The sequence below is a fragment of the Streptomyces sp. NPDC015171 genome, from assembly GCF_043079545.1.
Lineage (GTDB): Bacteria > Actinomycetota > Actinomycetes > Streptomycetales > Streptomycetaceae > Streptomyces.
In genome coordinates, this window is sequence record NZ_JBIBUO010000014.1 from 83,586 (window position 1) to 98,878 (window position 15,293).

Sequence of the window (15,293 nt, forward strand, 5' to 3'; positions counted from 1 at the left end):
CGCGGTGTACCGCAGGGGCGCACCGGGGACGAGGACGAGGCGAATGACACCGATCAGCCGAAGAGGCTTCGTGGGGCTCGGCGCTTCCGTGGCGGCGGGTGTGGCGCTGGGCACCGGCACGCGCACCACGGCTGCCGCTGCCACCACGGCGACCGGCACGATCAAGGACGTGAAGCACGTGGTGGTCCTGATGCAGGAGAACCGCAGCTTCGACCATTACTTCGGCCGTCTCAGGGGCGTACGCGGCTTCGACGACCGCAGCGGTATCACCCTGAGCGGCGGCTACTCGGTCTTCAACCAGCCCAACGGGCCCGGCCGCCAGTACCCGTGGAAGCTCAGCGCGACCCCGGACGCGGGCGGCAAGGACGGCGAGACCCTGGCCCAGTGCAGCGGCGACCTGCCCCACTCCTGGTCCTCGCAGCACTCAGCGTGGAACAAGGGCCGTATGGACAACTGGGTGTCGGGCGTGGGCAACGTCCGCTCGCTCGGCTATCTGGACCGCTCCGACATCCCGTTCCATTACGCGCTCGCCGACAACTACACCATCTGCGACGCCTATTTCTGCTCCACGCTCAGCGCGACCGGCCCCAACCGGACCTACCTGTGGAGCGGCAAGGTCGACGCCGCCAGCTACGACGGCGGTGACGAGTCCGGCCTGACCTGGCAGAACTACGCCGAGGCGCTGCAGGCCGCCGGGGTGACCTGGAAGGTCTACCAGAACGCGCAGGACAACTACGGCGACAACGGCTGCGCCTACTTCAAGAAGTTCGCGACCGCGGCGCCGGGCGACCCGCTGTACGACCGGGGCATGTCCTCCGTGCCGAAGGCGACCGGCTCGACCCCGGACGACATCGCCGCCGCCATCAAGGCCGACGTCCTCGCGGGCACCCTGCCGCAGGTCTCCTGGGTCGTCCCGAACCAGGCGTTCTCCGAGCACCCCTACGCCCCGCCCGGCGACGGCGCCCACTTCATCAGCCTGGTGTACCAGGCCCTCGCCGCCGACCAGGACGTCTTCGACTCGACCGTCCTGTTCCTCAACTACGACGAGAACGACGGCTTCTTCGACCACGTGCCGCCGCCCGCGCCGCCCGCCGGCACCGCGGGGGAGTTCCTCAACGGGGTGCCGTACGGCTTCGGCTTCCGCGTGCCGATGCTCGTCGTCTCGCCCTGGACCCGGGGCGGCTGGGTCTCCTCGGAGGTCTTCGAGCACACCTCGGTGCTGCGCTTCCTGGAGACCTGGACGGCGGCGATCGGCAAGCCCGCCAAGTGCCCCAACATCAGCGACTGGCGGCGCACGGTGAGCGGCGACCTGACCGGCGTCTTCGACTTCGCCCACCCGGTCCTCGGCCCGGTCACGCTGCCCGCGACGGGCGTCCTCGGCATCGGCACCTGCGGCCCGCTGCCCAACCCGGTGCCGGCGAACAACGCGCTGCCCGCCCAGGAGCCCGGCACCCGCCCGGCCCGCGCGCTGCCGTACCAGCCGAACGGCTACCTCGACCACCTGGAGTTCGGGGCCGCCGGCAAGATCCTCGCCTGGTTCACGATGACCAACCAGGGCGCCCCGGCCTCCCGGGCGGCGCACTTCTCCCTCCACCCCAACGCCTACCGGGACAGCACGCCCTACCAGTACACGGTCGAGGCGGGCGGCACCGCCTCCGACTACTTCAACATCGGCCTGGGCGCCGGCGCCGGCAAGTACGACCTGAGCATGGTCGGCCCCAACCGCTTCCTGCGCCGCTTCCGCGGCGACGCGAACGCGGCGGGCAGGACGGCCGAGGTGAGCTCCAGGTACGCCGTGGAGCCCGGCACGGGCAAGCCGGCCGTCTACTTCAAGATGACCAACTCCGGCGCGTCGGCGGTGAAGTTCACCATCACCTCCAACCAGTACCGCACCGACGGACCCTGGACGTACACCGTCGCCGCGGGTGCCTCGAAGGAGGACTACTTCAACGCCGTCGCGTACCAGAACGGCTGGTACGACTTCACGGTGACCGTCGACTCCGACGCGGCCTGGTCGCGCCGGTTCACCGGGCACCTGGAGACGGGCGCGGCGAGCGTCAGCGGCTGACCCGGGCGTACAGGTCCGGGCGCGGGGCCAGTTCGACGGCGACCCGGCCGCCGGTCTCCAGCGCCCGGACCCCCGCCTCGGCGACGGCCGAGGCCGCGTACCCGTCCCATACGGTCGGGCCGGTGACCTCGCCGCGCCGGGTCGCGTCGACCCACGCCTGCACCTCGCGGTCATAGGCGTCGGCGAAGCGCACGAGATAGTCCTGCGCGACCGCCTCGCGGGCGCTGCCCGCGGTGCTGACCACCATGGTGCGCTCGTCGCCGATCCGCGCACTGCCCGCCTCGCACACCGCCTCGCAGCGCACCTGGTAGCCGAAGCCGCAGTTCACGAAGACCTCCACGTCCACCAGGGCGCCCCGCTCGGTCTCGAACAGCACGAACTGCGGGTCGAGCAGGCCCTCGGGGGCGCCGGCGGACGGCGTGGGCCGCAGCACGGTGACCGCGGTCAGCTCCTGGTCGAGCAGCCAGCGGGCCGCGTCGATCTCGTGCGAGACCGAGCTGTTGATCAGCATGGCGCTGGTGAAGTGGCCGGGGGAGGAGACGTTGCGATGGGTGCAGTGCAGCATCAGCGGGCGGCCCAGGCCGCCGCCGTCCAGCAGCGCCTTGAGCTTCGCGTACTCGCTGTCGTAGCGCCGCATGAAGCCGATCTGCGCCAGCCTGCGGCCGAGCCGTGCCTCGGCCTCCACCACCCGCAGCGCGCCTGTGGAGTCCGGCACCATGGGCTTCTCGCACAGCACGGGCAGGCCCCGCTCGAACGCGGCGAGCATTGCCTCCTCGTGCGCGGGTCCCGGGGAGGCGATCAGGACGGCGGCCACGCCCGGCGCGTCCAGCACGGCCACCGGATCGGTGTGCACCAGGACGCCGTCCAGGCCGGCCGCGGCGGCCTTCGCGCGCTCGACATCGGGGTCGGCCACCGCGGCCACCCGGGCGCCGCTGACCACTTCGTCCAGGCGCCGTACATGGTCCGTGCCCATGTGTCCGGCACCCAGCACGGCCACACCCAGCAGATCACCCATGCGCGCGCTCCCTTACGCCGACGATGCCGCCGTAGCGTACGCCGCCCAGGGAGCGCGGTCCGTGCCGCCCGGGGAGTGCCTCAGTACCGCAGGACCCCCGCGATGCCGCCCGCGTCGCCCAGCGCGCCGTCCGGGACGAAGCGGACGTCGGCGCCGGTCTCCAGACACTGCTCGACGATCTCGTCCACGATGTCGTCCCGGGCGTCCAGGTCGCCCGCGAGGGCCGGGACGAGATGGTCGCCGTCGTCGCGGACGGTCGTGCGGTAGTTCTCCTCGACGGCGAGCAGCCGGACCCGGCCGTCCCGGGCGTTCTGCCACAGCTCGTCCACCCCGGCCGCGAAGGTCTTGTGCCCGCGGGCCGAGGTCAGTTCCCCCATGACGGACGAGGCGTCCCGGCGGGACTCCGTCTCCAGGACCGGCCGGAGCGCCTGCCACACGGCCTCAGGACCCGCGTGGGCGAGCCCGCCGCGCGCGACGTGCACGGCGGCCTTGGCGACGCTGCCGACCTCCTCCAGCAGCGACAGGGCCGCCTGGGTGCCGGTGACGTACAGCGGCCGGGGCTGCTCGCGCAGGACCGTGCTCATGGCGGTGTCCGCCTCGCGCAGGTACTGGCGCGTGGCCTCGTCGGTGAAGGTGCTCGGCTGGTCGCCGATCCGCATCAGCCGCTCGGCGTCGAAGTTCTCCCGGACGTGCAGCAGCGGGAAGCCGCCGGAGTGGTCCTCGACGACCCGGTCGGGGCCGCCGCTCCACAGCGTGATGCGGTCGGCGGAGAGCGACAGCACCCAGAACGGCCGCTCGGCGGCCTGGGCCGACACCAGATTGCGGGTGAGGAAGGTGTCCGAGAACACCACGCGCTCGGGGACGCTGCGGGCCAGCGACCACACCTGGTGCTCGCCCGGCGCCGCGAAGATCACCAGGCCGTCCTCGGCGTGCGCCAGATCCACCTCCGCCAGGGCGCGGTCGAGCTGTGCCACCACGTCGACGCGGCGCTCCCGGGTGACGGAGGGATCGGATTCCAACCGCTTTCTGGCCTCGGCCACCACATTGCGCAGCCGGACCGGATCCTGGCCCTTCTCGGGTTCACGCCGGTGCGTCGGCGTCAGCACGGACACGGCCGGGTAAGGGCGCGGGCGCCGCAGTTCGGCAAGGGTCGCGGGACTGAGTGCGTGCTCCATGACAGCACGATAGGGCGGATTCACCTGTCCGGCATTCGGGGTAATCCGGACCTCGCCGCCACCGCCCTCCGCCGCCGGGAATTCCCGTCCGGCGCCGGTGACGCGGGACCGCGCGGCCGGATACCGTACTCGTCAGTAACCAGACCGTGCCGCACCCCAGGAGGCCCTCATGCCGCAGCTCGACGTCGACGGAGCGACGCTGGCGTACGACGACGAGGGCCCCCGCGGAGCGGCGGACGCACCCGTGGTGTTCGTGCACGGCTGGACCGCCGACCGGCACCGCTGGGACCACCAGCTGGCGCACTTCTCCGCCGCGCGGCGGGTGATCCGGCTCGATCTGCGCGGGCACGGACAGAGCACGGGCGCCGGGGTGCGGACGATCGCCGAACTCGCGCGGGACGTCCTCGCGCTCCTCGACCACCTCGGGGTGGAGCGGTGTGTGCTGGTCGGCCACTCGATGGGCGGGATGGTCGCACAGACCATCGCCCTCGACCACCCCGCGCGGGTGGAGCGGATGGTGCTGGTGGGCACCATCGGCCGGATGACCTACAGCCGCGGCCGGGGCATGCTGATGGCGGCCTCCACGCTGGTGCCGTTCAGGCTGTTCGTGGCCGCCAACATCCGGCGGGCCTTCGCGCCCGGCTACCCGCGCGAGGAGATCCGGGCCCATGTCCGCGCCTCCGCCGCCACCCCGCGCGAGGTCGTCATGACGCTCTACGGCGCGATGCGGGCCTTCGACGTCCTGGACCGGGCCGGCGAGATCTCCGTACCGACCCTGATCGTGCACGGATACCACGATGTCCAGCTGCCGCTGCGCCAGATGCTCCGGATGGCGAAGGCCTGTCCCGACGCGGTCGTGCGCGTTCTGAACGCGGGGCACGAGCTGCCGCTGGAGCGGCCGGCCGAGCTGACCGGGGCGCTCGACGCGTTTCTGGCCGCGAAGCCGTAACGCGCGAGTTGCTTGATGAAGTTTTTGCCTGTGGCCTGTTCCTGGCGGCAAAAGCGCGGCGACAGGCCGGTGCCCGGTTTTCGCTGAGGCAAAAAGCGGCCGAAACCGTGGGCCGGACGGCCCCCTCGTGTTACGGCCGCGTTGACGCGCGCGAGCAACTGACGGACGCTCGTCATATAGATGCTCGATACAACTGGTTTGCCGGCCGGTCTCCCGTCAGCGAGAAAACCGCAGGTGACCGAGGGATCTCCCGACAGCCTGAGGCAGGAGGTAGCGCATGTGCGGCATCACCGGATGGGTCTCCTTCGACCGTGATCTGGCGGCGGAGTCCACCACTTTGCATGCGATGACCGAGACGATGGCCTGCCGCGGCCCGGACGACCGCGGCACCTGGTGCGAGGGCCCCGCCGCCCTGGGCCACCGTCGGCTCGCCATCATCGACCTGCCCGGCGGCCGTCAGCCGATGTCCCTGCGGACCCCGGAGGGGAACATAGCCCTGGTCTACTCCGGGGAGGCGTACAACTTCACCGAGCTGCGCCGGGAACTCGCGGACCGGGGCCACCGGTTCACCACCGACTCCGACACCGAGGTCGTGCTGCACGCCTACCTGGAGTGGGGCGACGCGGTCGCCGAGCGCCTCAACGGCATGTACGCGTTCGCCGTCTGGGACGGCCGGCACGACAAGCTCGTGATGATCCGCGACCGCATGGGGATCAAGCCCTTCTACTACTACCCGACCTCCGACGGCGTCCTGTTCGGCTCCGAACCCAAGGCGATCCTGGCCAATCCGGCGGTCCGGCCCCGGGTCACGCTGGACGGACTGCGCGAGCTGTTCGTCATGGTCAAGACGCCCGGACACGCCGTCTGGGACGGTATGCGCGAGGTGGAGCCCGGCACCGTCGTCACCGTCGACCGCGACGGCCTGTCCACCCGTGTGTACTGGCGACTCGAGACCCGTCCGCACACCGACGACCGGGACACCACCGTCGCCACCGTGCGCTCGCTCCTCGACGACATCGTGCGCCGCCAGCTGGTCGCCGACGTGCCGCGCTGCACCCTGCTCTCCGGCGGGCTCGACTCCTCCGCCATGACCGCGATCGCCGCCCGGCAACTCGCCGCGCACGGCGAGAAGGTGCGCAGCTTCGCCGTCGACTTCGTCGGCCAGACCGAGCACTTCGTCGCCGACGAACTGCGCGGCACCCCCGACACGCCGTTCGTGCACGACGTGGCACGGCTCTCCGGCACGGAACACCAGGACATCGTGCTCGATTCCGAGTCCCTCGCCGACCCCGCCGTGCGCAGGCAGGTGATCCGGGCCCGTGACCTGCCGGCCGGTCTCGGCGACATGGACAGCTCCCTGCTGCTGCTCTTCCGCGCCATCCGGGAGAAGTCCACGGTGGCGCTGTCCGGCGAGTCCGCCGACGAAGTCTTCGGCGGCTACCTCCAGTTCTTCGACGACGAGGCACGCCGCGCCGACACCTTCCCCTGGCTGGTGGCCATGGGCCGGCACTTCGGCGATGACGCCGACGTGCTCCGCGCCGACCTCGCCAAGTCCCTCGACCTGGAGGGCTATGTGGCCCAGGGGTACCGCGACGCGGTCGGCGCCATCGACCGGCTGGACGGCGAGAGCGACTTCGAGCACCAGATGCGGCGGATGAGCTATCTGCACCTGACCCGCTTCGTCCGGATGCTGCTCGACCGCAAGGACCGGATGAGCATGGCCGTCGGCCTCGAGGTCCGGGTGCCGTTCTGCGACCACCGGCTGGTCGAGTACGTCTACAACGCGCCCTGGGCCCTGAAGTCCTTCGACGGCCGGGAGAAGAGCCTGCTCCGGGAGGCGGCGGCGGACGTCCTGCCCCGCTCGGTGTACGACCGGGTGAAGAGCCCGTACCCGTCCACGCAGGACCCGCAGTACGCCCGCGCGCTCCAGGAGCAGGTCAAGGAGGTGCTGGCCCGGCCGTCCCACCCCGTCTTCGACGTGATCGACCGCGACCGGGTCCGGTTGATCGCCGAGCGCACCGAGCCGGTCAGCAACCAGGCGGCGCGGCGCGGCCTGGAACGCACCCTGGACCTCGCGGGGTGGCTGGACCTCTACTCGCCCGAGCTGGTGCTCGACTGAGCCGCCCGGCCGGCCACCCGCCCCGGCGGGTGGTCAGCCGAGCCCGACGGCCCGGTCGGCGGCCGCGGCGGACGGCTGCCACCACGTGGTCACCGGCTCCCAGACGAGAACCTGCCGGCCGGTGCCGAGCTGTGCGGCGGTGAAGGAGCGGCCCCGGTGCGCCGCGGACGCCGCCACCGTGACCGCGTCCACCCGGCGGGCCTCGGGGTCCGCCGGGTCGGCGATGGTCCGGACGTCGGCGTAGGCGGTGCCGCCCGCCGCGAGCCGGTAGGTGCCCGTGCCGCCCTCGGGCACGGGCAGCGCGGCCCCGTCCAGGTCCCCGAAGGTCACCGTGGGCACCTGGTCGACGACGCAGGCGCGGGTGCCCGGGTTGGTGACACTGACCCGCAGGACGGCCGGGTCGCCTGCCGCGGCCTTCGCCCGGACCGTCAGCGACTTGTCGGCACAGGGAACGGCCCGCTGGTGGCCGGTGGCGGCCTGGCTCTGCGGCGCGGTCAGCAGCAGGCCCGCCACGGCTGCCGAGGCGGCGGGTACGACGATGGCGGCGCGGATGCGCATGAGGGTGTCCCCCTGTCGTGGTCACGTACGGGATGCGGCGGCCGGAGCGGCGCCTGCCCAGTGTGACGACCGGGACGGCCAGGAGGTTGCCCTGATTCGCGCCTGTTACCCGGATGCGTCACCGGTGTCGCCGCACGGAGCCGTACGGGACCGCACGGAGCCGTGCGGGATCGCACGGAGCCGTGCGGGATCGCCGTGCGGGACCGCCGTACGGTCGCGCGGGCCGGCCGGACGGCGGTACGGGGCTCGCCGGCCGGCGGTGTGCGCCGCGGTCAGGCGGTGCTGTCCGGGGCGGTGTCCTCGGCGGCCGCGTCTGCCGGGCAGGAGCTGCCGCTCGGCGGCAGCGAGCCGTAGAGCAGGAAGTCGTCGACCTTGCGGTGCACGCACCGGGAGGAGGAGTACCCGGTGTGGCCCACGCCCTTGTTGTCGAGCACCACCGCCGACGGGCCGAGCCTGCGGGCCGTCTCCACGGTCCACCGGTACGGCGTCGCCGGGTCCCCGCGCGTGCCCACGAGCAGCATCTTCGCGGAGTGCAGGTTCTTGACCCGGTCGCGGATGAAGTCGGTGCCCTTGGGGCGGCCGTAGCACATCAGCAGCTGGGTGAGTCGGTAGCGGCCGAAGACCGGCGACGCCTGCTCGTAGGCGGCACGCAGCTTCGTCAGGTCCCTGGTGAGCTGCGCAGCGGCCGGCCGGTCGGGGTCGTCCGCGCAGTTGATCGCCATCAGCGCGGCCGGCAGGTTGTCCGCCGGGACGCGCTCGGTGTCGGCCTTCGCCCCGTCCGCGCCCTGCGCCCCGCCGGGCAGGGCGATGCCGCCCGTGGCGAAGGCCAGGACGCGCCGGGTGTCGCCGTCCTCGGTCAGCGAGACCAGCGCGCGCTCCAGGGAGGGCCACAGGTCCTTGCTGTAGAGGGCCTGCCCCAGGGCGCCGACCAGGTCCTGGCCCGAGAACGAGCCGCCGAAGTCCGTGGGCACCGGGTTCTCGTCGAGCGAGCGGATCAGCCGGACCACCTCGTCCCCGGCGGTGCGCCGGTCCTGCCCGAACGGGCATCCGACATCGGTCGCACACCAGTCCAGGAAGTCTTCGAGTGCCGTCTGCTGCCCCTCGGCGCCCGCCACCCCCTGCTCGGCGAGCGACTCGGTCAGGGTGTCCACGCCGTCGAGGGCGATCCGGCCGACCTTGTCCGGGAACTGCGCCGCGTACACCGCGCCGAGCCGGGTGCCGTAGGAGAAGCCGAGATAGTTGAGCTTGTCGTCGCCGAGCGCCTGGCGGATGACGTCCAGATCGCGGGAGGCGTTCACGGTGCCGATGTGGGCGAGTACCGGACCGGAATTCCGGGCGCACTGGTCGGAGGCGCGCTGGAGCTGCTTGAACAGCGCCTGGGGCCGGCTGATGTCGGCCTCGTCGTCCGTCGCGGCGGAGGCGTCGTCACCGCCGTCGCCGCAGCTCACGGGGGAGGACCGGCCGACACCGCGCGGATCGAAGGTGACCACGTCGTAGCCGTTGGTCAGGTCCATGAAGTCCTTGCCGCCGGCGGCCAGCTCGGGGATGCCGGCACCGCCGGGGCCGCCGAAGTTCAGCAGCACCGAGCCGCGTGACGTCCCCGTGGCGCGGTAGCGGGCCAGGGCGACGGCGAGGGTGCCCGCGTTCGGCCTGGCGTAGTCGATCGGCACGGTGACCTTCGTGCACTGGAGGTCCTTCGGCATGTCCGCGCCCTGGCAGGAGGACCAGCTCGCCCGCTGCCCGTAGAAGCGGGACAGGTCGGGCTGCGGCGGGCCGGCGGCGGATGCGGGCAGCCCGGCTCCGAGCAGCGCCAGGGCGAGTGCCGAGGCGCCCGCACAGCGTCGCACGACGGGCCGCGTGCACAGCATGGCCAGCATGGATAGCCTCCCGGGGCGCCCGCAGCGGGCCGGGGTCAGCGCCCTGCGGCTCACCCTAAGCGGGCCCCGGCCGACCCGCCTCCCGGCGAGCGGGGCGCCACTCGCTGCCGTAGGATTCGCCCCTTTCATTCCCTGTTGATGATCTTTCGATGGCTTTACGTGCGGTTCGATACCAGTGTCGCTCGATGGGGTGGAAGACCGATTAGCCATAACTCTGATGGTTCGCCTGCGTTCTATGGGGTGCGGGTGACTGCCCGCGACGACATCTGGAAGGCAGGGAACCTATGAGACGGGCAACCCGAAACGGTGTGATCGCCGTCGCCGCCATGTCCGGCGCGATGGCCGTGGCGCTCCCGGTGTCCGCCGCCTTCGCGGCCGGCGGGGCCGACGCCCACGGCGCGGCGGCCGGCTCGCCCGGGCTGGCCTCGGGCAACGACATCCAGGTCCCGGTGAACGTGCCGGTGAACATCTGCGGCAACACGGCGAACGTCGTGGGGCTGCTCAACCCCGCCATGGGCAACGCCTGCGCGAACAGGAGCGGGGGCAAGTCCGGTGGCGCGGTGAAGTCCGGCGGGTCGGCGAAGGCCGGCGGGTCGGGCAAGTCGGGCGGATCGTCCGCGTCCGGCGGCGCTTCCGCGCGCGGCGGTGCCGAGGGCTCGCCCGGACTGCTCTCGGGCAACAGCCTCCAGCTCCCCGTCGACGTGCCGGTGAACATCACCGGGAACAGCGTCAACGTGGTCGGTGTGGGCAACCCGGCCGTCGGCAACGAGTCGGTCAACGGCCCCGACGAGCCCAGCCGGCACATCCCGGCGCCCAGGCCACGGGCCGCGAAGCCCCCGGCGCACATCCGGTCCCACCCGGGCCCCGCGGCCGCCTCGCTGGCCCACACCGGAGCGGACCTCACGGTCCCCACCGCCGCCGGAGGCGCGGTCCTCCTCGTGGCGGGCGCGACCCTGTACCGCCGCTTCCGCCCGGGCCGCGTGCGCTGACCCGCAGCCCGCAGGGCCCCACCGGCCGCCGACCCGGTGGGGCCGTGCCGTCCGCCCGCCCCGGCCGGCGGCGGGCCGGGGCGGCCGGTGCGCATCGGCCGATCTCCCCGTGGCGCGGCCCCAGTTGATCCGGAAGGATGCTGCGGGCGGCCCGGCCGAAAGCCGTGCCGTCCGACAGCCCGACCCCACGGACATGGAGCGCACCGATGACCTCTGCGGCCCCCCACGACCTCGTCGTCACCCAGGCCACCCTCGCCGACTGGCCGGTGATCAGCGGGTGGGCGGCGGCGGAGGGCTGGAATCCGGGGCTGTCCGACGGACCCGCGTTCTTCGCCCAGGACCCCGACGGGTTCTTCCTCGGCCGGATCGACGGAGAACCGGTCTCCGCCGTCTCCGTCGTCAACTACGGCCCCGACCACGCCTTCCTCGGCTGCTACCTCGTCCGGCCCGACCTGCGCGGCCAGGGGCACGGCCTGACCACCTGGAAGACCGCCCTGGCGCACGCCGGGAACCGGACCGTCGGCCTCGACGGAGTCGTCGCCCAGCAGGACAACTACCGGCAGTCCGGCTTCCGGCTCGCCCACCGCACCATCCGCTTCACCGGCACCGCCCCCGAGAGCGGCACACCCGCCGGGACCCGCCCGGCCGGGCCCGCCGACCTGGCCGCGCTCACCGCCTACGACAGCGCCTGCCGGCCCGCCGACCGCCCGCGGTTCCTCGCCGCGTGGCTCACCGGCCCCGGCCACCGCGCCGTGGTCCGCGAGGACGGCGGGCGCCTGACCGGCTACGGCGTGATCCGGCCCGGCCACGACACGCTGCGCATCGGTCCCCTCTTCGCGGACACCGCGGACGACGCCCGGGCGCTCTTCGCCTCCCTCACCGCCGACGTGGCCGGCCACGAGGTCGCGATCGACGTGCCCGAGCCGAACACGGCCGGCGTCGCCCTCGCCGAAGCGGCCGGATTCCGGCCCTCCTTCGAGACCGCGCGCATGTACACGGGCCCGGTGCGCGCGCACGCGGCGGAGCGGGTGTTCGGCGTCACCACGCTCGAACTCGGCTGATCCTCAGACGGGGGGACCGTGCTTGAGGTGGAAGAGGCGGTGCAGTTCGCGTACGTCGTCCGCCAGCTCCGCCACCGGTCCCTCCACCGTCACGCCCGGCGCGACCTCCCGCACGGACAGCGTGCGCACGGGCGGCGGGGGTGCCCCCAACTCGTCGAGCCAGGAAGCGAGCTGCCGGGACGAGGCGATGTACACGATCCGGCCGAGCCCCACCCAGGCGTGGGCCGCCGCGCACATCGGGCAGTGCTCGCCCGAGGTGTAGACGGTGGCCGCCGCCCGCTCCTCGGGGGTGAGACGGGCGCCCGACCAGCGGGCCAGGTCGAACTCCGGATGCCGGGTGCCGTCCCCGCTCACCACCCGGTTGCGCTCCTCCGCCAGCACCGTGCCGTCCCCGGCCACCAGCACCGACCCGAAGGGCGCGTCACCCGCGTCGAGCGCCTCCGCCGCCAGCTCCACACAGCGCCGCAGATACGGCAGCTCACTCTCCCGCACCATGGGCCCACCTCCTGACGGCATCATCTCCGGCCGCGCACGCCACGGCGACTCCGGCCGGTGCGGCCACCGCGTCCGCCTCGGGGGCGGCGGCGGGCCGGCGGGCCGGGAAGGCGTACCGGCGCCCCGCCGCGACCGTCGCGAGCGCCAGCAGGACCGGCGGGAGCGCGGTCCAGGGCAGCGCCCCGGCGCCGAGCGCGTCCAGCGCCAGACCGCCGGTGAGCGAACCGGCCGCGATGCCCGCGTTGTACACCGTGGTCTGCAACGAGGTCGCCACATCGGCGTCGGCGGGCCCCGCCGCGTCGACCAGCGCGGTCTGGATCAGCGTGGGCGCCCCGCCGAAGGCCGCGCCCCACAGCGCGACCGCCACGGGCAGCAGCCAGGGCACCCCGGCCGCCGCGCCCAGCGCCGTCAGCACCGCCGCGACCAGCGCGAGCGCCCCGAGCAGCGTGGGGCGCGGATGCCGGTCGACCAGCACACCGGTGAGCCAGATCCCGGCCACCGTGGCAGTCCCGAACACCGCGAGCAGCACGCCCGGACGGCCGTAGCCGGCCCGCGCGGCGAAGGGCGCGAGATAGGTGTACATCACCTGGTGGCCCAGCAGCAGGAACAGGGTCACCGACAGCACCGGACGGATCCCGGGCCGTACCGCGACGCGCCGCAGCGGCGCCCGGGCGTGCGGCGGCTCGCCCGGGAAGCCGGGCACCCGGAGCCGCACCCAGCCCACGAGCAGCACCGCGAAGACGGCCAGCGCCCCGAACGCGGCCCGCCAGCCCACGGCACCGGCCAGCGCGGTCCCGGAGGGCACCCCCACCGCCAGGGCCAGCGTGATGCCGGCCAGCACCACCGCGATCGCCCGGCCGCGCCGCCCGGCCGGCACCATCCGGGCCGCGTACCCGGCGAGCATCGCCCACAGCGTGCCGCCCGTCGCTCCGGCCAGCAGCCGGGCCGCGACGGTCAGCGGGTACGACGACGACAGCGCGACCAGGGCGTCGCTGACGGCGAACCCCAGCAGCGCACCGCACAGCACCGCCCGCCGGGGCAGCCCGCGCAGGGCCGCCGTGACCGGGATCGCCGCCACGAAGGAGGCGGCGGCGTACGCGGTGACGAGGAAACCGATCCGGGACTCGGCGACGCCCAGCGGGGCCGCCATCGCGGGCAGCAGGCCCGCCGGGAGGAGTTCGGTCAGGACGGCGGTGAACGCGGCGCAGGACAGGGCCAGCAGCCCCGACCACGGCAGGGGGCCGCCCTCGACCTGGGAGGTCTGGGTCATGGGAGCATGGTCGAAGCCTGACATCAGTGTGAAGGTCAAGCGCGGACCGGGAAGGCGGCCATGCGGATCGGTGAGCTGTCGCGGCGTACGGGCGTCCCCACCCGGCTGCTGCGCTACTACGAGGAGCAGCACCTGCTCCACCCGGAGCGGACCGGGAACGGCTACCGCAGCTATCCGGAGGCGGCGGTCGGGCAGGTGGGGCAGATCCGCGGCCTGCTGGACTCCGGCCTCACCACCGAGATGATCCGCGTGATCCTGCCGTACCTCTGCGGTCCCGGCCATCTCGTGCCGGACCCCGAGAGCCTGCCGGCGGAGACGGCCGCCCTGCTGCGGGGGCACATCGACCGCATCCAGGCGCGCATCGACTGCCTGGCCCGCAACCGCGACCGGCTCACCGCCTATCTGGCGGCGGTACGGCCGGACGACCGCTGAACGCCTTGGCGGGACCGGCCGTTGGTGCTGGAGTGAGGCCGTGGACCACGCGGCGGTGCTCGCCCGGTACGACCGGGACATGCGCGAGGGCGGCCCGGATCGAGCGGGCCGACGTCGTGGTGCGCCAGGTCGCGGACGCGCGGGGCTGGAACGGTGTGCTCTGGTCCGCTCTGGACACGGCGGGCGCGGACCGGGCGATCCACGACCAGACCGCGTACGTCACGGCCTCGGCCGGGACTTCGCACGGAAGCTCCACGCCCACGACGAGCCGGCCGGCCTCGGTGCCCGGCTGCTCGCCGCCGGCCTGCGGGCCGAGCCCGCGGAGACACTGATGATCGGGGAAGCGACCGCACTCGCGCGGGACACCGCGCCCCCGGCCGGAGAATGCCACTTGTTTGCAACAACTCATGAAACATGATCGCCGCAGGTGCACGACCGCCCGGCCGGGTTTTTCATGAGTGACCACCTGTGAAACGCGACCCCTGAGGCCGACATGATCCGCTCAGTCGGTTTCGGAGGTCTTTCGAGGGAGGGTGGAGTAGATCTCGTGCCAGTACTCGGCCGAGCGAACCAGGTCGCCCATGACGTGGAGGAGGAACTGGCTCGTGTTTTCCAGTCGAGCGCCGGCGGGGGTGGTGGCGCCGAGTTTCTGGGCTCCGGTGGCGCAAGCCTCGGCAATCTGGGTTTGGTTGCGCGCGCTGGCCATGACGGATTGGAACACCATGTCGTCTTCGACGACATAGCGTTCGGCGCGACTGCGGGGGTCGCGTTCGCGTGTGATGAGTGCCTGGGTTTCCAAGTAGCCGATGGCCTTGGAGATGGAGGCGGGGCTGACGTGCAGGCGCCGCACGAGTTCCGCGGAGGTGAGGCTGCCGCTGTCGGTGGTGAAGAGCGAGGCGAGCACCTTGGCCATCAACTGCGGCAGCCCGGCCTGAATCATCAGTTCCACGCTCTGCGCGCCCACCTCGTCCACGACCCGTGGATCGCGTCCGCCGAGGTCGGCCCTTCCCGGTGAGGTTGTCAGCGCAGTGGTCCTGCGCTGACGTGCGTGTCGGGTGCCGGCTTCGTGGGCCGCCTCGGCGTGATAGCCGCGTGGCCCACCGTTGCGTACCACCTCGCGGGTGACGGTCGAGGTCGGCCGCCCGATGCGGCGGCCGATGGCGGCGTAGGTCAGTCCCTCGCGCAGTCCTGTGGCGATCTGCCGACGGTCCTGGAGGGTGAGTCTGTCACCGGGCATCGGGGTGTCCTCCGCTGTTGTCGTCGGAGCCAGCTTAATGCAACGCAG

At 73.0% G+C, this 15,293-nt stretch carries 13 protein-coding genes and 1 pseudogene; 7 read left to right on the forward strand and 7 right to left on the reverse strand.

All coding sequences use genetic code 11. The annotated features are described in order from the left end of the window. The first annotated feature begins 43 nt into the window (after positions 1–43). Positions 44–2,068, forward strand: a complete 2,025-nt coding sequence (locus ACF073_RS31470; protein ID WP_392074826.1) for a phosphocholine-specific phospholipase C — start codon at positions 44–46, stop codon at positions 2,066–2,068. Here ACF073_RS31470 and ACF073_RS31475 read toward each other — a convergent pair. Both ACF073_RS31475 and ACF073_RS31480 read right to left on the reverse strand, forming a co-directional pair. Continuing rightward, a complete protein-coding gene (locus ACF073_RS31475) occupies positions 2,058–3,083 on the reverse strand; it encodes a Gfo/Idh/MocA family protein (protein ID WP_392074827.1) in 1,026 nt (341 codons plus the stop codon). The two genes, ACF073_RS31470 and ACF073_RS31475, sit on opposite strands and share 11 nt — an antisense overlap. Before the next feature lie 80 nt (positions 3,084–3,163). Then, the gene (locus ACF073_RS31480; protein ID WP_392074828.1) at positions 3,164–4,258 is read right to left on the reverse strand and encodes a chemotaxis protein; all 1,095 of its coding nucleotides are present in this window, start codon (positions 4,256–4,258) and stop codon (positions 3,164–3,166) included. A 169-nt stretch (positions 4,259–4,427) separates the two neighbouring features. On the opposite strand from ACF073_RS31480, the gene ACF073_RS31485 reads away from it, so the two are divergent. Further along, positions 4,428–5,207, forward strand: coding sequence for an alpha/beta fold hydrolase (locus tag ACF073_RS31485; RefSeq protein ID WP_392074829.1), 780 nt, complete (start codon positions 4,428–4,430; stop codon positions 5,205–5,207). A gap of 277 nt (positions 5,208–5,484) precedes the next feature. Continuing rightward, the gene (asnB, locus tag ACF073_RS31490) at positions 5,485–7,326 is read left to right on the forward strand and encodes an asparagine synthase (glutamine-hydrolyzing) (protein WP_392074830.1); all 1,842 of its coding nucleotides are present in this window, start codon (positions 5,485–5,487) and stop codon (positions 7,324–7,326) included. Positions 7,327–7,359: 33 nt separating this feature from the next. On the opposite strand, the gene ACF073_RS31495 is transcribed toward asnB, so the two are convergent. Both ACF073_RS31495 and ACF073_RS31500 read right to left on the reverse strand, forming a co-directional pair. Further along, entirely contained in the window at positions 7,360–7,884 is a 525-nt protein-coding gene (locus tag ACF073_RS31495; RefSeq protein ID WP_392074831.1) for a DUF4232 domain-containing protein, read from the reverse strand. A gap of 272 nt (positions 7,885–8,156) precedes the next feature. Continuing rightward, entirely contained in the window at positions 8,157–9,761 is a 1,605-nt protein-coding gene (locus ACF073_RS31500; RefSeq protein WP_392074832.1) for an alpha/beta hydrolase, read from the reverse strand. 284 nt (positions 9,762–10,045) lie between these two features. On the opposite strand from ACF073_RS31500, the gene ACF073_RS31505 reads away from it, so the two are divergent. Both ACF073_RS31505 and ACF073_RS31510 read left to right on the forward strand, forming a co-directional pair. Continuing rightward, on the forward strand, positions 10,046–10,750 hold the full coding sequence (locus ACF073_RS31505) for a chaplin (RefSeq protein ID WP_392074833.1): 705 nt from the start codon (positions 10,046–10,048) through the stop codon (positions 10,748–10,750). Positions 10,751–10,956: 206 nt separating this feature from the next. Beyond that, entirely contained in the window at positions 10,957–11,811 is an 855-nt protein-coding gene (locus ACF073_RS31510; RefSeq protein WP_392074834.1) for a GNAT family N-acetyltransferase, read from the forward strand. Positions 11,812–11,814: 3 nt separating this feature from the next. Here the strand turns inward: ACF073_RS31510 and ACF073_RS31515 are convergent, their stop codons facing one another. Together ACF073_RS31515 and ACF073_RS31520 are read right to left on the reverse strand one after the other, a co-directional pair. Continuing rightward, positions 11,815–12,306, reverse strand: coding sequence for a nucleoside deaminase (locus tag ACF073_RS31515; protein ID WP_392074835.1), 492 nt, complete (start codon positions 12,304–12,306; stop codon positions 11,815–11,817). Beyond that, on the reverse strand, positions 12,290–13,576 hold the full coding sequence (locus tag ACF073_RS31520) for an MFS transporter (RefSeq protein ID WP_392074836.1): 1,287 nt from the start codon (positions 13,574–13,576) through the stop codon (positions 12,290–12,292). The genes ACF073_RS31515 and ACF073_RS31520 overlap by 17 nt, the downstream gene beginning before the upstream one ends. 60 nt (positions 13,577–13,636) lie before the next feature. Here ACF073_RS31520 and ACF073_RS31525 point away from each other — a divergent pair, with 60 nt between their 5' ends. Together ACF073_RS31525 and ACF073_RS31530 are read left to right on the forward strand one after the other, a co-directional pair. Then, positions 13,637–14,008: a MerR family transcriptional regulator gene (locus ACF073_RS31525; RefSeq protein WP_392074837.1), complete on the forward strand. Its 372-nt coding sequence runs from the start codon at positions 13,637–13,639 to the stop codon at positions 14,006–14,008. A 40-nt stretch (positions 14,009–14,048) separates the two neighbouring features. Further along, positions 14,049–14,390 (forward strand): annotated as a pseudogene (locus tag ACF073_RS31530) (GNAT family N-acetyltransferase); the annotation flags it as partial. Between the two features lie 120 nt (positions 14,391–14,510). Here ACF073_RS31530 and ACF073_RS31535 read toward each other — a convergent pair. After that, positions 14,511–15,245, reverse strand: a complete 735-nt coding sequence (locus ACF073_RS31535; RefSeq protein ID WP_392074838.1) for a helix-turn-helix domain-containing protein — start codon at positions 15,243–15,245, stop codon at positions 14,511–14,513. Between the last annotated feature and the right edge of the window lie 48 nt (positions 15,246–15,293).